The 19342-nt window shown below is 63.4% G+C and carries 22 protein-coding genes and 1 tRNA gene; 6 read left to right on the top strand and 17 right to left on the bottom strand.

Translation table 11 applies throughout. The annotated features are described in order from the left end of the window. Window positions 1-32: 32 nt before the first annotated feature. Window positions 33-1688, bottom strand: coding sequence for an ABC transporter substrate-binding protein (locus AC5I5I_RS19410; RefSeq protein WP_495975681.1), 1656 nt, complete (start codon window positions 1686-1688; stop codon window positions 33-35). Window positions 1689-2103: 415 nt separating this feature from the next. Between AC5I5I_RS19410 and AC5I5I_RS19405 the strand changes: the two genes are divergently transcribed. Continuing rightward, window positions 2104-3387 carry a Zn-dependent hydrolase gene (locus tag AC5I5I_RS19405; protein WP_495975679.1) on the top strand — a complete coding sequence of 428 codons (1284 nt, stop codon included), beginning with the start codon at window positions 2104-2106 and terminating at the stop codon, window positions 3385-3387. A 27-nt stretch (window positions 3388-3414) separates the two neighbouring features. Here the strand turns inward: AC5I5I_RS19405 and AC5I5I_RS19400 are convergent, their stop codons facing one another. Further along, window positions 3415-3939: a YciE/YciF ferroxidase family protein gene (locus AC5I5I_RS19400; RefSeq protein WP_495975677.1), complete on the bottom strand. Its 525-nt coding sequence runs from the start codon at window positions 3937-3939 to the stop codon at window positions 3415-3417. Between the two features lie 260 nt (window positions 3940-4199). On the opposite strand from AC5I5I_RS19400, the gene AC5I5I_RS19395 reads away from it, so the two are divergent. Then, window positions 4200-4517, top strand: coding sequence for a hypothetical protein (locus AC5I5I_RS19395; RefSeq protein WP_495975675.1), 318 nt, complete (start codon window positions 4200-4202; stop codon window positions 4515-4517). A gap of 145 nt (window positions 4518-4662) precedes the next feature. Here the strand turns inward: AC5I5I_RS19395 and AC5I5I_RS19390 are convergent, their stop codons facing one another. The 5 genes from AC5I5I_RS19390 to AC5I5I_RS19370 form a co-directional block, all read right to left on the bottom strand. Then, window positions 4663-5259: an SCO family protein gene (locus tag AC5I5I_RS19390; RefSeq protein ID WP_495975673.1), complete on the bottom strand. Its 597-nt coding sequence runs from the start codon at window positions 5257-5259 to the stop codon at window positions 4663-4665. Window positions 5260-5290: 31 nt separating this feature from the next. Further along, window positions 5291-5458, bottom strand: coding sequence for a hypothetical protein (locus AC5I5I_RS19385; RefSeq protein ID WP_495975671.1), 168 nt, complete (start codon window positions 5456-5458; stop codon window positions 5291-5293). A 129-nt stretch (window positions 5459-5587) separates the two neighbouring features. Further along, window positions 5588-5965 carry a hypothetical protein gene (locus tag AC5I5I_RS19380; protein WP_495975669.1) on the bottom strand — a complete coding sequence of 126 codons (378 nt, stop codon included), beginning with the start codon at window positions 5963-5965 and terminating at the stop codon, window positions 5588-5590. Between the two features lie 39 nt (window positions 5966-6004). After that, entirely contained in the window at window positions 6005-6253 is a 249-nt protein-coding gene (locus AC5I5I_RS19375; RefSeq protein WP_495975667.1) for a hypothetical protein, read from the bottom strand. A 139-nt stretch (window positions 6254-6392) separates the two neighbouring features. Further along, complete coding sequence (locus AC5I5I_RS19370; protein ID WP_495975665.1) at window positions 6393-7529, bottom strand: linear amide C-N hydrolase; 1137 nt, start codon at window positions 7527-7529, stop codon at window positions 6393-6395. 214 nt (window positions 7530-7743) lie between these two features. Between AC5I5I_RS19370 and AC5I5I_RS19365 the strand changes: the two genes are divergently transcribed. Beyond that, window positions 7744-8022: a hypothetical protein gene (locus tag AC5I5I_RS19365; protein WP_495975663.1), complete on the top strand. Its 279-nt coding sequence runs from the start codon at window positions 7744-7746 to the stop codon at window positions 8020-8022. Between the two features lie 67 nt (window positions 8023-8089). Next, window positions 8090-8383: a hypothetical protein gene (locus tag AC5I5I_RS19360; RefSeq protein WP_495975661.1), complete on the top strand. Its 294-nt coding sequence runs from the start codon at window positions 8090-8092 to the stop codon at window positions 8381-8383. Between the two features lie 77 nt (window positions 8384-8460). On the opposite strand, the gene AC5I5I_RS19355 is transcribed toward AC5I5I_RS19360, so the two are convergent. The 7 genes from AC5I5I_RS19355 to AC5I5I_RS19325 form a co-directional block, all read right to left on the bottom strand. Next, window positions 8461-8679: a hypothetical protein gene (locus AC5I5I_RS19355; protein ID WP_495975659.1), complete on the bottom strand. Its 219-nt coding sequence runs from the start codon at window positions 8677-8679 to the stop codon at window positions 8461-8463. A 377-nt stretch (window positions 8680-9056) separates the two neighbouring features. Next, a tRNA-Gly gene (locus AC5I5I_RS19350) sits at window positions 9057-9130 on the bottom strand. Between the two features lie 52 nt (window positions 9131-9182). Continuing rightward, the gene (locus AC5I5I_RS19345) at window positions 9183-9926 is read right to left on the bottom strand and encodes a sulfite exporter TauE/SafE family protein (protein ID WP_495975658.1); all 744 of its coding nucleotides are present in this window, start codon (window positions 9924-9926) and stop codon (window positions 9183-9185) included. Between the two features lie 2 nt (window positions 9927-9928). Then, window positions 9929-11050 (bottom strand): 2'-deoxycytidine 5'-triphosphate deaminase, encoded by a 1122-nt coding sequence (locus AC5I5I_RS19340; RefSeq protein ID WP_495975656.1) that lies wholly within the window; start codon window positions 11048-11050, stop codon window positions 9929-9931. Window positions 11051-11227: 177 nt separating this feature from the next. Further along, complete coding sequence (locus AC5I5I_RS19335; protein ID WP_495975654.1) at window positions 11228-12061, bottom strand: SGNH/GDSL hydrolase family protein; 834 nt, start codon at window positions 12059-12061, stop codon at window positions 11228-11230. Further along, window positions 12058-12882, bottom strand: a complete 825-nt coding sequence (locus AC5I5I_RS19330) for an SGNH/GDSL hydrolase family protein (protein ID WP_495975653.1) — start codon at window positions 12880-12882, stop codon at window positions 12058-12060. Before AC5I5I_RS19330 ends, AC5I5I_RS19335 begins: the two co-directional genes overlap by 4 nt. Then, entirely contained in the window at window positions 12879-14045 is a 1167-nt protein-coding gene (locus AC5I5I_RS19325) for an OpgC domain-containing protein (protein WP_495975651.1), read from the bottom strand. The genes AC5I5I_RS19330 and AC5I5I_RS19325 overlap by 4 nt, the downstream gene beginning before the upstream one ends. Window positions 14046-14162: 117 nt before the next feature. On the opposite strand from AC5I5I_RS19325, the gene apaG reads away from it, so the two are divergent. Next, window positions 14163-14555: a Co2+/Mg2+ efflux facilitator ApaG/CorD gene (gene apaG / locus AC5I5I_RS19320; protein ID WP_495975649.1), complete on the top strand. Its 393-nt coding sequence runs from the start codon at window positions 14163-14165 to the stop codon at window positions 14553-14555. Window positions 14556-14580: 25 nt separating this feature from the next. On the opposite strand, the gene AC5I5I_RS19315 is transcribed toward apaG, so the two are convergent. Continuing rightward, the gene (locus AC5I5I_RS19315; protein WP_495975647.1) at window positions 14581-15882 is read right to left on the bottom strand and encodes a flavin-dependent oxidoreductase; all 1302 of its coding nucleotides are present in this window, start codon (window positions 15880-15882) and stop codon (window positions 14581-14583) included. Between the two features lie 178 nt (window positions 15883-16060). Between AC5I5I_RS19315 and AC5I5I_RS19310 the strand changes: the two genes are divergently transcribed. Next, window positions 16061-16801, top strand: coding sequence for a dienelactone hydrolase family protein (locus AC5I5I_RS19310; protein ID WP_495975645.1), 741 nt, complete (start codon window positions 16061-16063; stop codon window positions 16799-16801). Window positions 16802-17111: 310 nt separating this feature from the next. Here AC5I5I_RS19310 and AC5I5I_RS19305 read toward each other — a convergent pair whose 3' ends face one another. Both AC5I5I_RS19305 and AC5I5I_RS19300 read right to left on the bottom strand, forming a co-directional pair. Beyond that, window positions 17112-17837, bottom strand: a complete 726-nt coding sequence (locus AC5I5I_RS19305) for a hypothetical protein (protein WP_495975643.1) — start codon at window positions 17835-17837, stop codon at window positions 17112-17114. Between the two features lie 500 nt (window positions 17838-18337). Further along, window positions 18338-19336, bottom strand: a complete 999-nt coding sequence (locus tag AC5I5I_RS19300) for an Hsp33 family molecular chaperone (protein WP_495975641.1) — start codon at window positions 19334-19336, stop codon at window positions 18338-18340. Between the last annotated feature and the right edge of the window lie 6 nt (window positions 19337-19342).

The raw sequence follows: 19342 nt of genomic DNA, 5'->3' as shown, positions 1-19342 counted from the left end.
CGCTCATCGCGCGGTGCTGCCGTACTTCAAAGTCAGTTCATCGTCATGGTCGAGAAATCGACGAACCAGCTCTTTGGCTGAACGAAGCCCTTGATCTTGGGCGACATGGCGCGCGGTCCGACGTCATGCGCGACATAGAGAAACGCCGCTTCGTCGACCGAACGTTCATGCAGCGCAGCCAGCGCCTTGTCGCGCTCCGCCGGATCGAAGGCGACACGCACGGCCGCGACCAGCTTGTCGTATTCCGGGTCGTTGATGAACCCCCAGTTGTTCGAGACCGGAGGCGCCATCTTGGAATCCAGGAACCGGATCATGGCGAAGAACGGATCCATCGCCGCATAGGTCACGTTGGTGGCGTGCGAGCCGCGGGCGGATTCGTCCTTCGCACCCTTGCGCCAGTTGGTGAACAGCGTGTTCCATTCGATCACGTCGAGCTCGACATCGAAGAAGCACTCCGCGAGGCTCTGCTGGATGAACTCGTTCATCGGCAGCGGCAGCATCTGGCCGGAGCCCGACGCCGAAGTCTGGGTCTTCACCTTCAGCCGCTTGGTCTTGGAGAAGCCGGCTTCGGTCATCAGCTTGCGGGCCTGTTCCGGATCGTACTTGATCTGGAATTTCGGATTGCCGCGCCACGGATGACCGGGCTCGAAGGTGCCGCTGGCCGGCGCCATCAGCCCGCCGAGCAATCCGTCCTTCATCGCGTTGCGATCGATGCAGAGATTGGCGGCCTTGCGGACGCGGATATCGTTCCACGGCGAGCCCTCGATCCGGCTGAACTGCCACGGCCAGACATGCGGCTGCTCGTTCGCATGAATGACGAAGCCGCGCTGCTTGATCTGCGGCAGCGCGTCGGGCGACGGATTTTCAATCCAGTCGACCTGCCCCGACAACAGCGCCGCGGTGCGGGCATTGGCTTCCGGCATCGGCAGAAGCACGAGCTTGTCCACCTTGGGCCGGCGGGCCGGATTCCAATACGCATCGTTCTTCACCAGCTCGAGCCGTTCACGCGGCACGAACCGGTCCATCTTCCACGGGCCTGTGCCGGACGCATTGCGCGCGAAGGCATCCCAGGCCTGCTTCGCCTTTTCCTTCGGATCAGTGGCGCTGGCCGCGTCATAAAGCTTCTGCCAGTGCGCAGGCGACGCCATGAACAGATTCGTCAGATTGATCGGCAACAGCGATTCCGGCGCCGATGTCGTCAGTTCCACGGTCATGTCATCGATCTTGCGGGCGCTGCGCAATGTCGGCATGCGCGAGGCGGTGACGCCGACCTGGCTGGCGTCGAAATGCGGCGCGTCCTGCTTCAGCACCTTCTCGACATTCCAGACCACGGCATCGGCATTGAAATCGGAGCCGTCGTGGAATTTCACGCCGGGCCGCAGCTTGAAGATCCATTTGGTATTGTCGGTGGGCGACACCGCCCATTGCGTCGCAAGACCGGGGATGATCACGCTCGGCTTTTCAGCCGAGGACAGATCCCAGAGGGTCAGACCCTCATACATGGTGTTGCCGGTGAAGCGGTTGCCTTCGAACCCCTGGTCCGGCTGGCCAAGGGTGCGCGGGATATCCGCCGCGGTCATGCCGATCCGCACCGTGGACTGGGCGGAGACCGGGCTGGCAAACACAGCCAGCACACTCGCAACGGCGAAAGCCGGACCGAATTTCAGAACAGACAGTGATCTCAACATGTTTCTCCCCTGGGACGCGAACCGTTGGAAGGCTGACAAGTCGAAGCATCAAGGAATGTGCCAGTTGCGAAAACGCGCTCCGGCACGCGGCAGACGGCACCTTGGCCGCGAGGCTATGCAGCGCCTGCCTATTGATTGAGCAGAGTGTAGAGAAAGCGCGGCGGACAACAAGCCGGATCGCTGAAGGCCTGATCAATTTCAGCGCCGACCCCAAGGCCTGGCGGGCAAGCGCGGAGAACGGGAGGGACGCAGCACCGCTTCCGGTGCGGCATAACCGCCCGTCCGGCTATCCCGGCAGGCTGGCGCGCTGGCTTTACAACGGTCCGGATCCCTTGCGCGGCGCTTGAGACCATGTTCGGGTTGGACCTATACCCGCCGCCCCGTCCCGCGAATTGATGCCCGGTCACCCTGTCTCATGAACGAACGAACCGCGTCGCCGCACACTCTCGGTAACCTCGCGATCGATCCGGATCGGCTTTGGGATGACATCATGGAGACTGCGGCGTTCGGTGCGACCGCGAAGGGCGGCATCTGCCGCCTCACGCTCAGCGAGGAGGATCGCAAGGTTCGCGACTGGTTCAAAGCGCGCGCGGAATCACTCGGATGCCACGTCACGGTCGACGACATGGGCAATATGTTCGCCCGGATGGAAGGCGGCCGCAAAGATATTCCGCCGATTGCGATGGGGAGCCATCTCGACACCCAGCCAACCGGCGGCAAGTTCGACGGCGTACTCGGCGTGCTGTCCGCACTCGAGGTGCTGCGCACGCTGCGCAATGCCGGTTACCAGACCTACGCCCCAATCGAGGTGATCAATTTTACCAATGAGGAAGGCTCGCGGTTTGCACCGGCCCTGATTGCGTCAGGCGTGTTCGGTGGAGTGTTCGACCGCGCCTATGCGGTGGCGCAGACGGACCGCAGCGGCGTGACATTCGGCGAGGCGCTGGAAGGCATCGGCTATCGCGGCCACGAGCGCTGTGGCGACCATGCGCTGTCCGCCTATTTCGAATTGCATATCGAGCAAGGCCCGATCCTCGAACGCGAGAACTGCGACGTCGGCGTGGTGATCGGCGCGCAGGGCGTGCGCTGGTTCGACGCCACCATGATCGGGCAGGACGCCCATACCGGGGCGACGCCGATGACCATGCGAAAGAATGCACTCGTCGGAACCGCACGCATGATCGAGGCGGTGGATCGCATCGCGAAACACCATCCGCCTTTTGCGGTGGGGACCGTGGGCTCACTCGAGGTCAAGCCGAACTCACGCAATGTCGTGCCGGGCGAGACCTTTTTCACCATCGACCTTCGTCACCCGGAAATGCCGGTGCTGGAGGACATGGAGGCAGAGATTCGCCATGCGTTCGATTCGACATTGCGCGAGCTCGACCTCACCGGCACGCTGACACGCATCTGGGAACAGCCGCCGGTGGCCTTCGATGCAACGTGTCTTGATGCAATCCGCAGCGCCGTCGCGCGCACCAGCTTCACCGCGCGGGACATCGTGTCGGGCGCCGGCCACGATGCGGTGTATGTGTCGCGCGTCACACCCTCGGCAATGATCTTTGCGCCGTGCAAGGACGGCATCAGCCACAACGAGGCGGAATTCTCTTCGCTCGAACAATGCGGCAAGGCCGCCCAGGTACTGTTGCTGAGCGTTCTGGAATACGACAGGCAACTGGCTGCGGCGAACACCAGGTAGCGGCCACAAAAAACTTACGCGGCAGCGTCATCGATTATCCTCTGCCGCCACGGCTTTTTTGTTTACGCCTTTGCGAAGCGCAACGGTATTCAGCTTCGTGTTGGCAGCCTTTTCCTCGTTCAGATTCGTGGTCAGGAAGCGCACCACATCGTCGTGGCCGAGTTCTTCGGCCCAAGCGATGAGCGTACCGTAACGGGTCATTTCATAATGCTCGACGGCCTGGCAGCTGGCGACGATGGCCGCATCCAGAACCGACTTATCGGCAACCTCGCCAGTGATCTCGTCCCCTTCCTTCAGGATGCCGTCGATCGCAGGGCACTGAGTACCCTTCGGCGTATGACCGAGTTTCTTGAAGACCTGATCGAGGTGCTCGATCTGCTTTTCGGTTTCCTCCAGATGAGCGCGCAGCCCGGCGGACAGATCGCGGTTGGTAGCAAGCTCGATCAGCTTTGGCAGGGCTTTGGTGATCTGCTTCTCGGCATAATAGATGTCCTGGAGCCCATGGATGAAAAGATCTTCCATGCTCTTGATGTCTTTCGTGAAGATTCCCATCGCTGCGCTCCCGGGTTGAAGGATTCAGAGCGACGAACGCCCGGCGCCGGCACATGTTCCGGGCAATCCCTCAGACGATCGGAGTCCGGACGCTCGGCGATTGCATCAGGAGACGGTTGTTGCCGCGGCCGGACCTGCCGACGCAGTCGGTCAGATGACGTTGACCGCACGAAGCGAGTGCTCCGTGAGCGGCCAGTGTCGACGCCTCCGATGAGCGCGAATTCGGGAACGTCCTGTGGACCGCAGTGTTGGCCCTGCGGATGGCTTCCATCCGTGAACCGCACAGGGAGATCACGATGATTCGCAAAATTGCCCTTATTGGAGCCGCGACCCTTTTCTCGATTTCGCTAGCCGCCGCTCAGTCCAGCGGACCGTCTTCGACCGCAGGCGGCGCACAAGGCACGTCGAAGTCTGGTGAGCTGGAAAAGCCGGCTGGCGGCATGCCCTCCGGCAACATGAAAGCAGCGCCGAAGAGCACGACCGGCGCAGGTCGCTCGGGCGAGAGTTCGCCCAGCTCGACCGCAGGCGGTGCGCAGGGAACCACTAAAGGCGGCCCGAACACGCCGGGCGCGCGCTAATCCATCCCTCAAATTAAACAGCGCAGGGCCCCGGCAACGCCGGGGCTTTCGCTCTGCAGCATGCGCAAGCCGCATTTCGACGGTGCGCGCAGAACAGGGGCGACAACGCGACCAACGGAAAGGCCAACCAAGTATCCGACCACCGTCACAAATACCGCTTCAGCTCCGCGGCCGCCTCTTCCGGCTTGCGCTTGAGATTGAACGGCGCGACGAAACGGCCCTCCTTGTCCATGAGATAGACCAGCGCGGTGTGATCCATGGTGTAGCCGCCGCCATCGAGCGGGATCTTCTTGGAGTAGACGCGATAGGCCTTCTCCATCGCTGCCACCGCGGCCGGATTGCCGGTGAGTCCGCGCAGCCGCGGATCGAAGCTCGACAGATATTCCTTGAGGATCGCCGGCGTATCGCGCTCCGGATCGACCGAGACAAAATAGGCCTGCAACTTGTCGGCGTCGCGGCCGAGCGCCTTGTAGAGCTGCGTCATGTCGAACAAGGCGGTCGGGCAGATATCCGGGCAATGCGTGAAGCCGAAGAACATCAGCGAGGGCTTGCCCTTCAGGTCGGCCTCGGTCACGGGCTTGCCGGTCTGGTCCACCAGACTGAACGGGCCGCCGATCGCCGATGGCGCCGGGATCGGGGTTGGCAGCCTCCCGGCCACCATGAAAATCGCCACGGAGAAGATCGCCAGCCCGCCCAGGAAGGCAGCAATGACGGTGACGATGCGCGTGGTCTGCTGGGTCATTGGCGGGTCACCTAGGCGAGACGGAAACGGCTCAGAAACACGCCGCAATCCCCGCGCGCACGATTTCGAAAAACACCGTCGTCCCGTAATAGACCCACAACGCGCAGGCCAGGGCAACCAATGCGCCTAACGCCAGTCCCACCGCGAGCAGCGGCCAAGAGAGGCGGCCAGAAGCCGCGTTCGGCAAGGTTTCGGACATGACAGCCAGATAAGCGCAGTGGGGGCCCGGATCAACTCCTGACGCGCAGGCGCAGAAAGGGAGCATCCGTAAGTGTCCGGTGCCGGTAGACCAAGGCTCCCAGGCATAACGAACCGGGGCCGGCAGCGGTCAATCCGGATGTCCGGCTCGCCGCCTCGCGACGCGCTCGATCGGGAAAGGGATCACCGTCACTGTCTCCGGCAGCGGCTCCTCCGCTTCGACAACCTGCCAGTTGGCCAAGCGGATGATATCGGCGACCGACATTTGCGGGCTGACGTCGGTGATGTCGCTGTATCCCACCCGGGTCTGGCACCCATAGCGATCAATCAGCACGGCGATGGCGTCACGGCAGAAAATGCGGCGCGCGTCGATCAACCCGTGCGCGGTCTCGACCATGCCCGGACTGCGGCTGCTGGCGAGCGCGCACAGCTTCGCCTTGACCCGTTCGGCGCGCGCATCGGTGAATGAGAGGACAGCACCCATGCCCGCCAACGCAGGCGCCGCCATGGCGGTTCCGTCGGCTGGCGGTGTGCCGAAACGGCACGATCAGTGCCGGCGCGGCCTTGCCTCGCCCCCGCCGGCACCCTGTGGCTGGTCGGTCTTTTCCAGCACGATATGGCCGAGATTGGCGATCACGTCCGCGAGCAGGGCCGCACGATCCTGCGGATCGGCCATGGTCACGAGATCTGCCAGCACCTCGGTCACCTTGGCCGCGATGGCCCCGAGATCGGCGCCGTCGCGCGTCAGCTCGGGCTCGAGCAGGTCATGGATATCGCAGTGGATACAATCGGACACGGCACAGCTCCTCGCGCCGGGTGGCGGATATCGCACTATACGCCGTGATGTCCACCGTGACGAATGGCAGCGCGTTCATGATGAACGCTGGCGCCTGGAGTGGCCCGTCCGGCTGCAGCCGGGACGGGCCGGGGGATCGTCAGCGGCTCGAACCGCTGGTGGCGGCGCCCTGGTCCTGCTTCAGCTTGCCGCTCATGTTGACCACCGGCTGCTCGCTCTTGGTGCTCAACTGCCGGATCGTCTTGGCGTCGAGGTCCAGCGCCTTGAGGTCGACCATGCGGATGGTCTGGTCGTCATAGGTCTTGTAGTAGTAGCGCTGTGCCTGCGGATCGCGCGCCACCGTCATCTGGGTGTAGTCGGAATAGACAACGCCGTTCACAACATCACGCGACACGCCGATCGGAATGTCGAAATTGTTGAGGATGTGGAACACCTGATCGATGCCCTTTCCGGCATTGTCGGCCGGGCTCGCGGTGGCGCTGAACACGGCAGCGCGGATGAAGCGCGCCGGCGGGGTGAAGTCACCCGGCAGGCCGAGCATGCCGGTGCCCTGGCCGAGCGCCTTGAAGGTATCGCCATCGATCTTCAGCGGCGGCACGTCGCGCGGATTGAGCGCGATGTAATTGCGCAGGTTGGTCATGTGCCAGTCGAAGGACGGTGAGTTCGTCAGCGTGCCGAGCGCATTGTCGTGCACCTTGAGCTTGCCGCCGACCGGCTCGATGACGAGACTCGCGCCCGTCTTGTCGTAGACGATATAGTGGAATGGCGGCGCCACCGGGCCCCAGCCGTCCAGAACGGTCGGCGTGATCACCACCGCGCCGCTTTCGACCGCCTTGCGCACCTCATCGACCGAACCGAATTGCGTCAGCAGCCAGTTCGGGAAGTCCGCCGGCGACAACCCCTTGCTCTGGTTCTCGGGCGTCACTGCGGCATATTCCGCGAAAGTCGGGAAGAAGAACGTACCCGCGGCGAGGCCGGCCTCGTTGATGCCGTCGAGCAGACGCGGATTGCCGAAGGCGGCGATCCCGGTCGCGCCATATTTCACCGTGTATTTGAGACCGTCGCCATTGGGCGTCACACCGGTGTACTGATATCCACGCGGGATCACCGCGATCGAGGTCTCGACCGGCGTGCCGAATTCCAGCGTGCGTCCATGCACGATCGCACCATCCTTCATCCTCAGCATGATGCCCGTGCAGGCCGAGACCTGCTGGGCGGTCAGTGCGAGGACGGCGGCGGCGATGGCGGTCAGGCCAAGTCTTCCATTGCGGCGCATGGCTTCGTCCCTTGGTTCAAGACATGAATTCGGGGGGTTCCTAAAGCGGGCTGCCTTAAGGGCCCCTAAAGCGCAACGGCCTCAGTCCCGCTTGGGTTAAGCGAGGATGAGTGCGGCGACGCAACATTGACGCAATATCGCGCGCCACGCGCTCCCGCGCGGGAACAGGCCTCGTTGCCGAAGCTTTATCCTCCGGAAACCCGGAGGAAGACCCATGACCTACGATCCGGATCGTGACGCCCGTGCTCCATCCGACGTCAGCCCGAACGAGCGGCCCTATTCGCGCCAGGGCGCGGGCCTCAGCACCGCGCTGATCCTGGGCCTGCTGGCCGCCTTTGTGGCTGTCGGCATCTGGTTCTATGCGAGCCCGGACGATCCGGCCGTCGTCACCGACAATCGCCCCGCCGAAGAGCGATCGACCACGGGGGCCGGCACCCAGCCGCTCCCGCAAACGCCGACGCCGCCGATTGCACCGGCGCAACCGGCTCGGTAATGCCAGGCCAAAGGAACCGAGACACCCGGCAGATGTTGTCGCTGAATTAGCGCTCGGAGTGAAGCAAATGGCAGCCCAGCCGAATCAAGACCCAGTCGAGATCAGCGACAATCCTCCGCTGCCGGGGGAGGTGGAGCGAGATCGCACTGACGTCCGCGTGGTATCACTCCTGGGCGCAGTCGCGCTTCTCGTGGCGGTTGGAATGTGGTTCTACACCAAGGACCGGGAAATGATTGCCGGCGACGGCACCACGGTGCAGCAGACCACCGGAACGCGGTCGCAGGATGCGCCGTTGGAGCCGCGAGCATTACCCGGTGCGACTACCACCAACCCGCTGGCTCCGTCTGCGCCCAACCAGTGACGTAAGTCCTGTGTCGCGGCGTAGACGCAGCGATCGGCAATGTGAATCTCAAGACAACAGCGACGCTCAGCGACAGCTCACACCGCGACGTCATCGGGCAGATGTTCACCCGCTGGAATCGTCGTCTTGCCGTTGAGCCAATCCTGTTCGACCGCAAGGATCAGCAAACTCTGCCGCATCCGCAACAGCCGATCTCGCTCATCGCCGCTGGCGCGCGGATCGACAGCCTGATCGTAGCATTCCATGGCCCATCGGCGCAGATCCGCAGAACTGATGGAATTGATTGGCTTCTGCATGATTGCGTACTCCTCGGCAAACGTAAGACAAACAAACGTCAGGCAAGAGCACGACCGGTCTCCCAAGCGCCGACAACCCGATTGTTCGTCCCGGCGACCCGCACAAGGTAGGAAAGCTTCGCGTCGATCCCAAGTCGAAAATTTGGCGTGCATGCGACATGCGCCGCCGAAACTATGTCAAATGACACATACTGTCGTCGCGTCATTGATTTAAAATTTTCGACTAAAAATTTTTCGCGGTGCCGGCTGCTTCCTTTGCCGATGCTTTGCGCGTCCGCCGACATTGCAACGATACACATTGCTTTGAGTGTCAAAGGCCTCGCGCGCCGGCGTCGCGGCACGGCTGGCGGCTGAGCTGCAATCCACTGTGGGAAGACTGGAGCGGGCGAAGGGAATCGAACCCTCGTATGCAGCTTGGGAAGCTGCCGTTCTACCATTGAACTACGCCCGCGCGCGCCGACCATAGCGAAACCGCCTGCCCTGCCGCAAGCCTGCCGCGTCCATCACGGAAATCCCGGCGCCAGCAGCACCAGGCCCGACAGCAGCAGCAGCACCAGGATCACACGGCGGAAGCCCGCTTCGTCCAGCCGGCCGTAGAGATGCACGCCAAGCCAGATGCCCGCGGCGACCGGCAGGAGGCCGAGCCCAAACAGCACCAGCAAATCGCGCGTGATCGCGCCCTCGACACCAAGCCCGATCGCGGTCATGACGAAAGCCGCAAGAATGACCGGCTGGAAGATGGCGCGCTGCGCCTGATACGGCACGCCGCTGAGCTGACACCAGATCACCACGATCGGGCCGGCGAGGCCCGTCAGTCCGCCGAGCGCGCCATTGAAAAAGCCGATCGCCCCGTCGGCCGGAAGGTTGGCGCGCAGCGGCGCGAGCCTTGGCCGCATCATCCCGTAGATGCTGTAGAGCACCAGCAGCACGCCCACCGCGCGACGCACGATGGCCGGATCGAGATGCGCCAGCAGCATCACGCCGAGCGGCACGCCGATGGCGCCGCCCGCGATCAGCGGCAGGACGCGGCGCAGGTCGACCACGCGGCGGAATGTCCAGACGCCGTGCGCCTGAACGAACAGCCCGTAGGCGACGATCAGCGCCGTGGTCTGCACCGGCGTCAGGATATGCAGCCACACGCCCGACACCACGAGCCCCATCGCGAAGCCGGCCAGCCCGGTGGTGACGCCGCCGATAAAGGCAGCGAGCAGAAACAGCGAAAGGGCGAATGGATCGAGCGGCAGCAAGATCAGCTTCGGAAATGCTTCGACAGCTTCAAGCTCTGCGCCTGATAATTCGAACCGATGCCCTGTCCGTAGAGCGTGTCAGGCCGCGCCATCATCGCCTCATACACCAGGCGGCCGACGATCTGGCCATGTTCGATGATGAACGGCACCTCGCGCGAGCGCACCTCGAGCACCGCCCGCGCGCCGCGCCCGCCTGCGCCGGCATAGCCGAAACCCGGGTCGAAAAACCCGGCATAATGCACACGGAATTCGCCAACCAGCGGATCGAACGGCACCATCTCGGCGGCGTAGTCGGGCGGCACCTGCACCGCCTCCTTCGACGCAAGAATATAGAATTCGTTCGGATCGAGGATCAGGCTCTGGTCCGCGCGCGCATTCATCGGCTCCCAGAATTCGGCGACGTCGTAACCGTTGCGCAAATCGACATCGATCAGGCCGGTATGCCGCTTGGCGCGATAGCCGATCAAACCGCCCGCGAAATCGCCGGACAGATCGACGCCGACGGCGACGCCGTCGGTGAGGTCGGCATCGTCGGCATCGACCAGCCGCTCGCGCTCATGCAGCGTGGCCAATTGCGCGGCGTCGAGCACACTGTCGCCGCGGCGAAAGCGGATCTGCGACAGCCGCGAGCCCTGCCGCACCAGCACCGGAAAGGTGCGCGGCGAAATCTCGGCGTAAAGCGGCCCCTCATAACCGGCCGCAACCTGATCGAAGCCGCGCGAGCGATCGGCGATCACGCGGGTGAACACATCGAGCCGGCCGGTCGAACTTTTCGGATTGGCGGTGGCGGAAATATCGGCGGGCAGCGACAGGCTTTCCATCAGCGGCACGATATAGACGCAGCCCGTCTCCAGCACCGCACCGCCGGTCAGATCGATGCTGTGCAGGCGCAGCGCATCGATACGCTCCGCCACAGTCGCCTGCGAGCCGGGCAGGAAGCTGGCGCGCACGCGATAGGCCACGGGACCGAGCCGCAGATCGAGCGAGGCCGGCTGCACCTGGCCGTCGGCATAGGCGGCGGACGGACGGATGGACCCAGCCTCGGTCAATTTGAGGATCGACCGGTCGGGAAGAATTCCGCTGCCGCTTCCGTCAAAGGTCCGCGCCAAGCGCTCCGTCTCCATTCGCACCATCGCTGCCCGAGCCCCGTTCGCGCCCGCGCAAGCGGGAGCCCAGAAAAAGTGTAGCTCTGGGTCCCCGCTTCCACGGGGACGCACGGGACTTCACGGGTCTAGATGATGATGCCGGGACCGCAAAGGCGCGATCCGCGCCTGTCCCCCATTATCCTGAAAAATGGCGCCTCAGCGGGCGTGCGCGGTCAGGGTCGAGCGGGTGGCCGCCTCCGCGATGGCGCCGCCGAGCAGCTTGGCCAGACAGCCATAGCTCCAGTCGTTCATGTGCAATTCGTCTTCCGAGATGAACGCCTCGAACGGAATGCGAGCGACCTGACGCCAGTGCCGCATCACGGCGAAGCGGCGGAACAGGTCGACATGCTGGGCCTTGGCCGTGGTCGCCAGCAACTCGACCATCGTCCCCGCGTCCTTCTTGGCCAGCACCTTGGGCGCGAATTGCGGATCGATCAGCACCACGTCGGCGCCCGACGACTTCATCCGGCGCAGGCCTTCGAGAATATCCGAGCGAACCGTGGGGATCGGGCTGTCGCGCAGCACGGCGTTGGCGCCGACCTGCCACAGGATCAGGTCCGGCCGCTCCGACAGCACGCCGTCGTCGAGGCGCTTGATCATGTCGCTGGCTTCCTCGCCATTGACGCCGCGATTGATGACGCTGATCCGATGGGCCGGGAAGCGGGCTCCAAGTTCGACCGCAAGCCGCGCGGGATAGGACTTGTCAGGCGCGCTCGCACCGGCCCCCGCAGTCGACGAAGAGCCGATCGCCACGATCTTGATAGGCTCTCCGGCCGCAAGCCGGCGGCCGGTTCGCGCCAGCGGGTTCGTCAGCCGCGTGACATCGTCAGGCGCGGCGCAGGGCGGCGGTGCCGCGGGCGCGGCCGGCGTCACGGCGGCCAGACTCGGCGTGCGGTCCTCCGCGTGAGCAGTGCCGGCGCCGAGCGCCAGCAGCGCGGCGATCAGGGCAAACGATGTCGGAAGACGAAAAGGGCGGGCAAACGCGCTCACTGGGTCGGTCTCGCTTTGATGCCGTCAAGATTGGACGCCTCGACCACCAGCGACGCCAGCGCACGGCCGAGGCAATCATGCACCTTGTAGGCGGTCGCCAGATCCTTGGTGGCAAGGTTGAGGTCGAAATTCCCGTTGTCGTTCCAGTAGCGCATGATCTCGCGCCGGTCGAACAGCGGCACCTCGCGATCGCGCGCCACCACCTGCATGATGTCGGCATAGTTCGACAGCGAGATCATGGTTTCGGTGCGCGGGCTGTACTGCATGTTCATGAGGATCAGGTCGGCACCGGCATCCACGATATGGTTGATCCCATCGTCGAGTGAAGTGCGAAAGCTCTCCGGGTCCACCCCCCGCATCGCGTCCACCGTGCCTGTCTGCCATATCACCAAATCGGGCTTATGGTCGAGCAGCGCCTTTTCCAGGGCCTGGCTCATGTCCGCGGCCGTCTGGCGCGATTTCGCAAGTGCGATGACCTTGATGTCCACGCCCGGAAAACGCTTGCGCAGCGCCTGTTCCAGCTTGCCGGGATAGGCCTTTCCGACCCCGTCGGGTCCGGGCATCACCGAGGAACCGGAACCGATGACCAGCACGGTCAGGCGCTTGTCCTCCTCCACCACTTTCCGAACATGGTCCAGCTTGCTCTCGCCGAAAAGGATATAGCCCGGCACCTCGCAGGGGTCGGACTCCGGAAGCGGCACGGTCACCGTATCGGACGTTTGGGGCTGGTCGGCTGGGGCCTGCGGCTGAATCTGGGCGTGCGCCGGGCCGGAGGCGGCGACCAGAACGAGCGCAAAAACCGTAAAAATCAATGCCCTCATGCCTCGCCTCCTAGCGAGGGTTTGGCGCCAGCGTCAACCGCGCGGGCGGCGACCTTCCGTGCCGTCGCCGCTTTGTACCACGACAGCAACCAGGCCACGGCGACCATTATAAAAATGCCTAACAGGCTGACCAGTACCTGCATCAGGATGCCGGGCGAGATTTCGACCAGCGCAAAATGGCCCGCGAAGGCCAGAAACACCCCCAGGCAGAAAATCTCCAGCGAATGCTGCCCGCACAGGATCGCCGGGTAGGCCCAGCGGGACCGCAGCGGCGGCCAGTCGCGCGGCACGAAATAGACCGTGACCGCCGCCACCGCCAGGAAATGCGCGAAGCGCAGCACGTCCAGGTTGGTCTTGTCGATGGGATAGATCTGCTCGGCGAGCCAGCGCGGCACGTAGGGCGCCAGCCGCGGAATATGCCAGGTCAGCGTGATCAGGAACGCCACGGCCAGATAGGCAATCGCGACGGTCAGCGTAATCCGCGACTGCAGCAGCCACTTGAGCTGCCCGGCGCCGCCCAGCCCGCACCAGGCCCCGAATACGAACAGGAGCTGCCAGGCCAGCGGATTGAAGAACCAGTGGCCGCTCGGATAGGCCGGCAGGTTCCAGCCGAACTCCCAGGTCAAGGCATAGAGCAGGACCGACAGCGCCAGCGCGATCGTCGGCCGATTCAGCAACAGCCACAGCACCGGCGGGAAACAGGCCATCAGCACGATGTAGAGCGGCAGCACGTCCATGTTGACCGGCTTGAACTTCAGGAGCAGCGCCTGAACCAGCGTCACGTCCGGCTGCTGCAGAAATTCCAGGACGTTCATTTCTTCCGCATAGAGCGGGTTCTGGAAGCCGCGCGCCACGTAGGCGATCTGGCCCATATAGATCACGAACAGAAAGATATGCGCGACATAGATCTGCCAGGCGCGTTTGAGGATGCGCGCGCTCGACACCACGAACCCGTAGTTCCGCATCGCCTGCCCATAGACGAAGGCGGCGGTGAAGCCCGACACGAAGATGAAAATTTCGGTGGCGTCGCTGAAGCCGTAATTGCGGATCGTGATCCAGGCGACGATATTGGACGGGATATGGCCGAGAAAGATGAACCAGAGGGCGACGCCACGAAACAGGTCGAGCCGCAGATCGCGGTCGGTCGGTATCGCTTTCGCCATTGCGGGTTCGTTCACACCAATCCGTTCGCGTCAGACATTCGCCGAGCGTGGTCCGGGTTGCAAGTCGCGAATTGAAGCTGTTATTGATCGCTGAATCTGGGCCGGACGCAGGATCGCATGTACCGCGCCACCACACGCAATATTGAAGTCACCGTGACGCCGCGGTTCATGTCCGATCGGTCGGCGCCGGAGAAGAGCCAGTTTTTCTGGGCCTATACCATCGAGATATCGAATAACGGCGGCGAGACAGTCCAGCTCAAGACCCGCTACTGGCACATCACCGACGCGTTCGGGCGCGTGCAGGAAGTACGCGGCGCGGGTGTGGTGGGTGAGGAACCGGTGATCCCGCCGGGCGAGAGCTTCGAATATACCAGCGGAGTTCCATTGCAGACCCCCTCGGGGATCATGGCCGGACGCTACGGCATGGTCACCGAGGAAGGCGAAAATTTCGACATCGATATTCCCGCCTTCTCGCTCGACTCGGTGCACACGCCGCGCACGATCAACTGAGCGCGAGCTCGGCGCGGAAACAGCGTCAGGCCACGCCCTCCACCGCCCGCACCCGCGCACCCGGCGCGATCGTTTGCGGCGCCTTGTTGAGGGTCTCGATCGCAAAGCCCGCCGCGGCCTTGTAGCCCGCCATGAACTCGGCGCGCTCCTGCGGCGGGATCACGTCGTCGATATTGTCGAAGGTTCCGCCGCAGCGCTCGTCGACCATGTTGAGCAGCCCGAACGGACCGGCGCCGCGATTGCGCAGCACCAGTTGCGAGATCGGCCCGCACAGCTTCGCATCGAACGCGGCCAGCGCCTCGGCCGTCGCGCCTTGCTCGACCATCGCCGCCCCCAGAAGGCGCGCGTCCATGATTGCCTGGCTGCCGCCATTGGAACCGGTCGGATACATCGCATGCGCGGCATCGCCGAGCAGCAGCACCGGGCCGTCGCGCCAGGTCGGAACCGGGTCGCGATCGATCATCGGATTTTCGAACACCGCTTCGGCATTCCGCAGCAAGGCCGGAACGTCCAGCCAGTCCCAGACCCAATCGTCGAAATGCCGCACGAAATCGTCGGTCTCGACCTGCCGGAACCAGCCGCTCTGCTTCCAGCCCTCGGAATTGTCCAGCGTGACCTCGGCGATCCAGTTGATCATCGACAGCCCGGTCTGCGGATCGGGATGCGAGATTGGATAGAACACCACCCGCTCGCGATGGGTGCCGAGGCCGACGAAGGATGCGCCCGATCGGATCGGCTTGCCCCAGGTGGTGCCGCGCCACATGATCGCGCCGCCCCAGTGGATCGGCGGCTGGTCGGGATGCATCTGCGCCCGGATCGCCGAGTGGATGCCGTCGGCGCCGATCAAGAGCGCGCCGCGCGTCTCCGAAGTCGAACCGTCGGCATGTTCGATCAGCGCGGTGACGCTGCCATCGGCATTGTTGCGATAGCCGTTGACCCGGCTGCCGAGCCGCACCGCCTGCGGCCCGATCCGCGCAACCACCGCATCATGCAGCATCATGTGGAACAGCCCGCGATGCACCGCATATTGCGGCCAGTGATAGCCGGCCAGCAGCCCGCGCGGTTCGGAATAGATGTCGTTGCCGTTGAGCCCGACCAGCGCCCATTCCTTCGCGGGAAGACCGACGCGGTCGAGATCGGCCTGGGTGAAGCCGAGATCGTAAAGTTCGCGCACGGCATTGGGCTGCATGTTGATGCCGACGCCGAGCGGGCGCATCTCGCGCACCGCTTCGAACACCACGCACGGCACGCCGATCTGATGCAGCGTCAGCGCGGTCGCAAGCCCGCCGATGCCGCCACCGGCGATGATCACTGGATTGTCGCTCACGCACCCCACCCGGTCTGGAACTCTCACAGCCCTTCCTCTAGCCGCTGGACGGCGGCCGGGGCAACCCGGGGCGTCGGGTCCGCCGCAGCCGGGCGCCCCGACTGGCCTTGCCGGCCGACATCAAGCGCGGGATGATCAGGCCAGACGCCCGCATGAACGCTCAGTGGAGACATCGAAAATGAAAGCTGTTCTGGCCGCCCTGATCGCGATCTTTGCAGGCACCGCCGCCTTTGCCGGCGATACCGTTGGCTACAAAGTCGACGGCGCGGATTTCGAAGGCTATTTCGCCAAGGCCACCGGACCTTCCAAGGGTCTCGTCCTGGTGATCCATGACTGGGACGGTCTCGGCGGTTACGAGCAGAAGCGCGCCGACATGCTGGCAGACATGGGCTACGACGCCTTCGCCGTCGATCTGTTTGGCAAAGGCAATCGGCCGGCAACGCTCGAAGCCCGGATGGCCGAAACCGGCAAGCTCTACAAGGACCGCGAGAAGATGCGCAGCCTGCTGCTCGGCGGCCTGTCGGAAGCGCAGAAGCGCAGCCAGGGCAATGTCGTCGTGATGGGCTACTGCTTCGGCGGCACGGCCACGCTCGAACTCGCGCGCTCGGGCAAGGCCGACAAGGTCAAGGGCTATGCCAGCTTCCACGGCGGCCTCGCGACGCCGGCGGGCCAGAGCTATGCCAAGGACACGCCGCCGATCTTCGTGGCGCATGGCGGCGCCGACACCATCATCAAGATGCCCGAGGTCGCAGCGTTCGTCGAAGAGCTCGAAAAGACCGGCGTCAAATACGACCTCGAGGTTTATTCCGGCGCCCCGCACGCCTTCACGGTCTTCGGCGCGCCGGTTTACCGCGAGCATGCCGACAAGAAATCCTGGGCGACGTTCCAGGATTTTCTGAAAGCAAATCTGGGCGGCTGATCACCCTCTCTTGTCTCGCCCCGCGACGGCGGGGCATCCAGCCTGCCAATGCCGACAATTTGCATTTACCGGATAGCCGGCCGAGCCTGTCATTGTTCCACTCTTCGCGCGGACCCGTTGGCGGGCGATGACAACGTGTGCAACGCGTCCTCATTCGCAGCACCATACTTCGCGCCGACTTCACCCGGCGCGAAGTCACAGGTGCGATTGCAGAATTCGCAGGTAACGGCAAAACAATTTCAGCAGAGATGTCGAAAGCTCGGCAGAGTGCAGCCATCCGGCGGCGACCTCTCCGTCACCATATCGGCCGTCAGAAACTGAAGGTCGACATTATCATGACGCCCAACCGCGGTTCGGTCTTGTAGCGGATCGAGTCACCAGCCGGCAGAGGCTGATTCGCAACCAGGCCGTCGCCGAGAACCTTCCCGTTAGGACTGACGCGCAGACCGACTCCGAAATTCCAGCTCGCCGTCGAAGTCGCAATGTTTGGCAAAAGATTGGGATGACGCATGCCCACCATCCATCCCATCGCATATCCGCTGATCGGGCTGTTTGCATTGGGGGCTGAAGCGCCTCCACCACCCACTTCAATCGCCACGAAGGGTCCATGTGCCAGTTCGGTGCAGTTATATGGGCTTCTGCCTTTTGAAGTGCAGGAATCTTTGCCATCGAAGCCGAATAGATAATCCCTCAGGAAATAATGCGCCTCCAACACAAAACTGACGCTGACGTTGCTTGTGCTGTCTTCGACTCGAACGATGTTGTTTACGACCGATGCTGTGTTTACGCGATTGCCGCCCACATCGAAGTTTGTGGCAATCCCAAGCCCCCAACCAAATCCAGCCCAATCCACGACTTTTGGCTGGACCTGGACTGGCACTGCCACCGGTACCGGGACTTCGACCACCTTCGGTTTGTCCGCCGCCTGCTGTGCCGACGCATGGTCAGTGATCGAGCAATCCACAACGAGACATGCCCCGATTGCATAAGCAAGTTGTTGGATTCTGCTTCGCTTCCGCAAGAATTGCCAAAGCATTTAGATCTCCCATTAACGTGGGAGGCGAACGCCTTTCGATACTGCCCGCAGATTTCGCGAAAGCGGTACGTGTCGCTACGCTGCCGTCAACAATATGGATTTCAAGCCGCCACCCCACTTAGCCACCCCTGTGGCAGGGAAATACTATTTTAGGTTGCACAACCAATGATAGCAAAACGGAACATTTTCCCCCGAATCCACATTGAAATAATTTACGTTTTCAATCGATAGCGCGCCGCCGCAACACACGTTAAAATTGCTCGGCACCCGGCAGGGCACTACGCCAAAGCTGGGCCGTTAACGCGCACCGAGGGCGTTCGTTAAGCCTGACGTAACTCGACGACGCAACAACGGACACCTAATTGTCTCGCTGCTGATGGTCATGACTGGCCTCGGCGCTGCGATCCGACCCGACTAATTCAACATCAAGTGTCTGGCAGACGACTGACGGGCATCACGCCTCATTCAGCGTCTTTCCCAATGCCGCGCTGTATCGCTTCTCATGCCCCACCCTTCGCACCGACTTCACCCGGAGCGAAATCATAGGTGCGATTGCAGAACTCGCAGGTGACCGCGATCTTGCCGTCTTCGACCATGTGATCGCGGTCGTCCTGCGAAAAGCTCTTCAGCATCGCCTCGACACTGTCGCGCGAGCATGAGCATTTCGCTTCGACAGGCGCGCTGTCGAAAACGCGCACGCCGCGCTCGTGGAACAGCCGGTAGACCAGCCGTTCGGTCGAGATGTCCGGATCGATCAGTTCGATATCCTCGACGGTTTCGACCAGCGCCTTGCCTTCGACCCAGGCATCATCCTCGTCCGGCGTCTCAATGGTGACACCCTCCGGCACGTTGCCGGGATCGAGATCGGGCATGCGCATGCGCTCGGGCGATTTGGGCAGAAACTGCAGCATGATGCCGCCGGCGCGCCAATGCGTGGTGCCGCTGTCGCCCGCGCGCATTTCCTCTGCGACCGCCAGCCGGATGCGCGTGGGGATCTGTTCCGAGCGCAGGAAATATTCATGCGCGGCATCTTCGAGCGAGCCGCCTTCCAGCGCCACCAGCCCCTGATAACGATTCATGTCGCCGCCCTGGTCGATGGTCATCGCGAGATGGCCGCGACCGAGCAACTCGCCGCCCGAAGCCTTGCCTTCGGCGATCGCTTCGGCGACGCGCGCCTTGTCAAAACGCGCGCAGGCGCGGATGCGGCCGCCGGTCACATAGTCGACCACCAGCATGCGCACCGGCCCGTCACCCTGCGTCTGCATGATGAAGCGGCCGTCGAATTTCAGCGAGGACCCGAACAGCGCGGCGAGCGCGACCGCCTCCCCGAGCAGCTTCGCAACCGGCAGCGGATAATCGTGACGGATCAGGATCTCGTCCAGCGCAGGCCCGAGCCGCACCACGCGGCCACGCAAATCGAGCGCCGACACTTCGAACGGAAGGATGGTGTCGTCGGCGGTGTGGGGCGAAGGCGTTCGGGTCGGGATGTCGATGGTCATGGGCGG

This window comes from Pseudorhodoplanes sp. (assembly GCF_059499825.1).
Note: the sequence above shows the minus strand (reverse complement) of the source record. Positions and strands in the feature narration are given on the sequence as shown.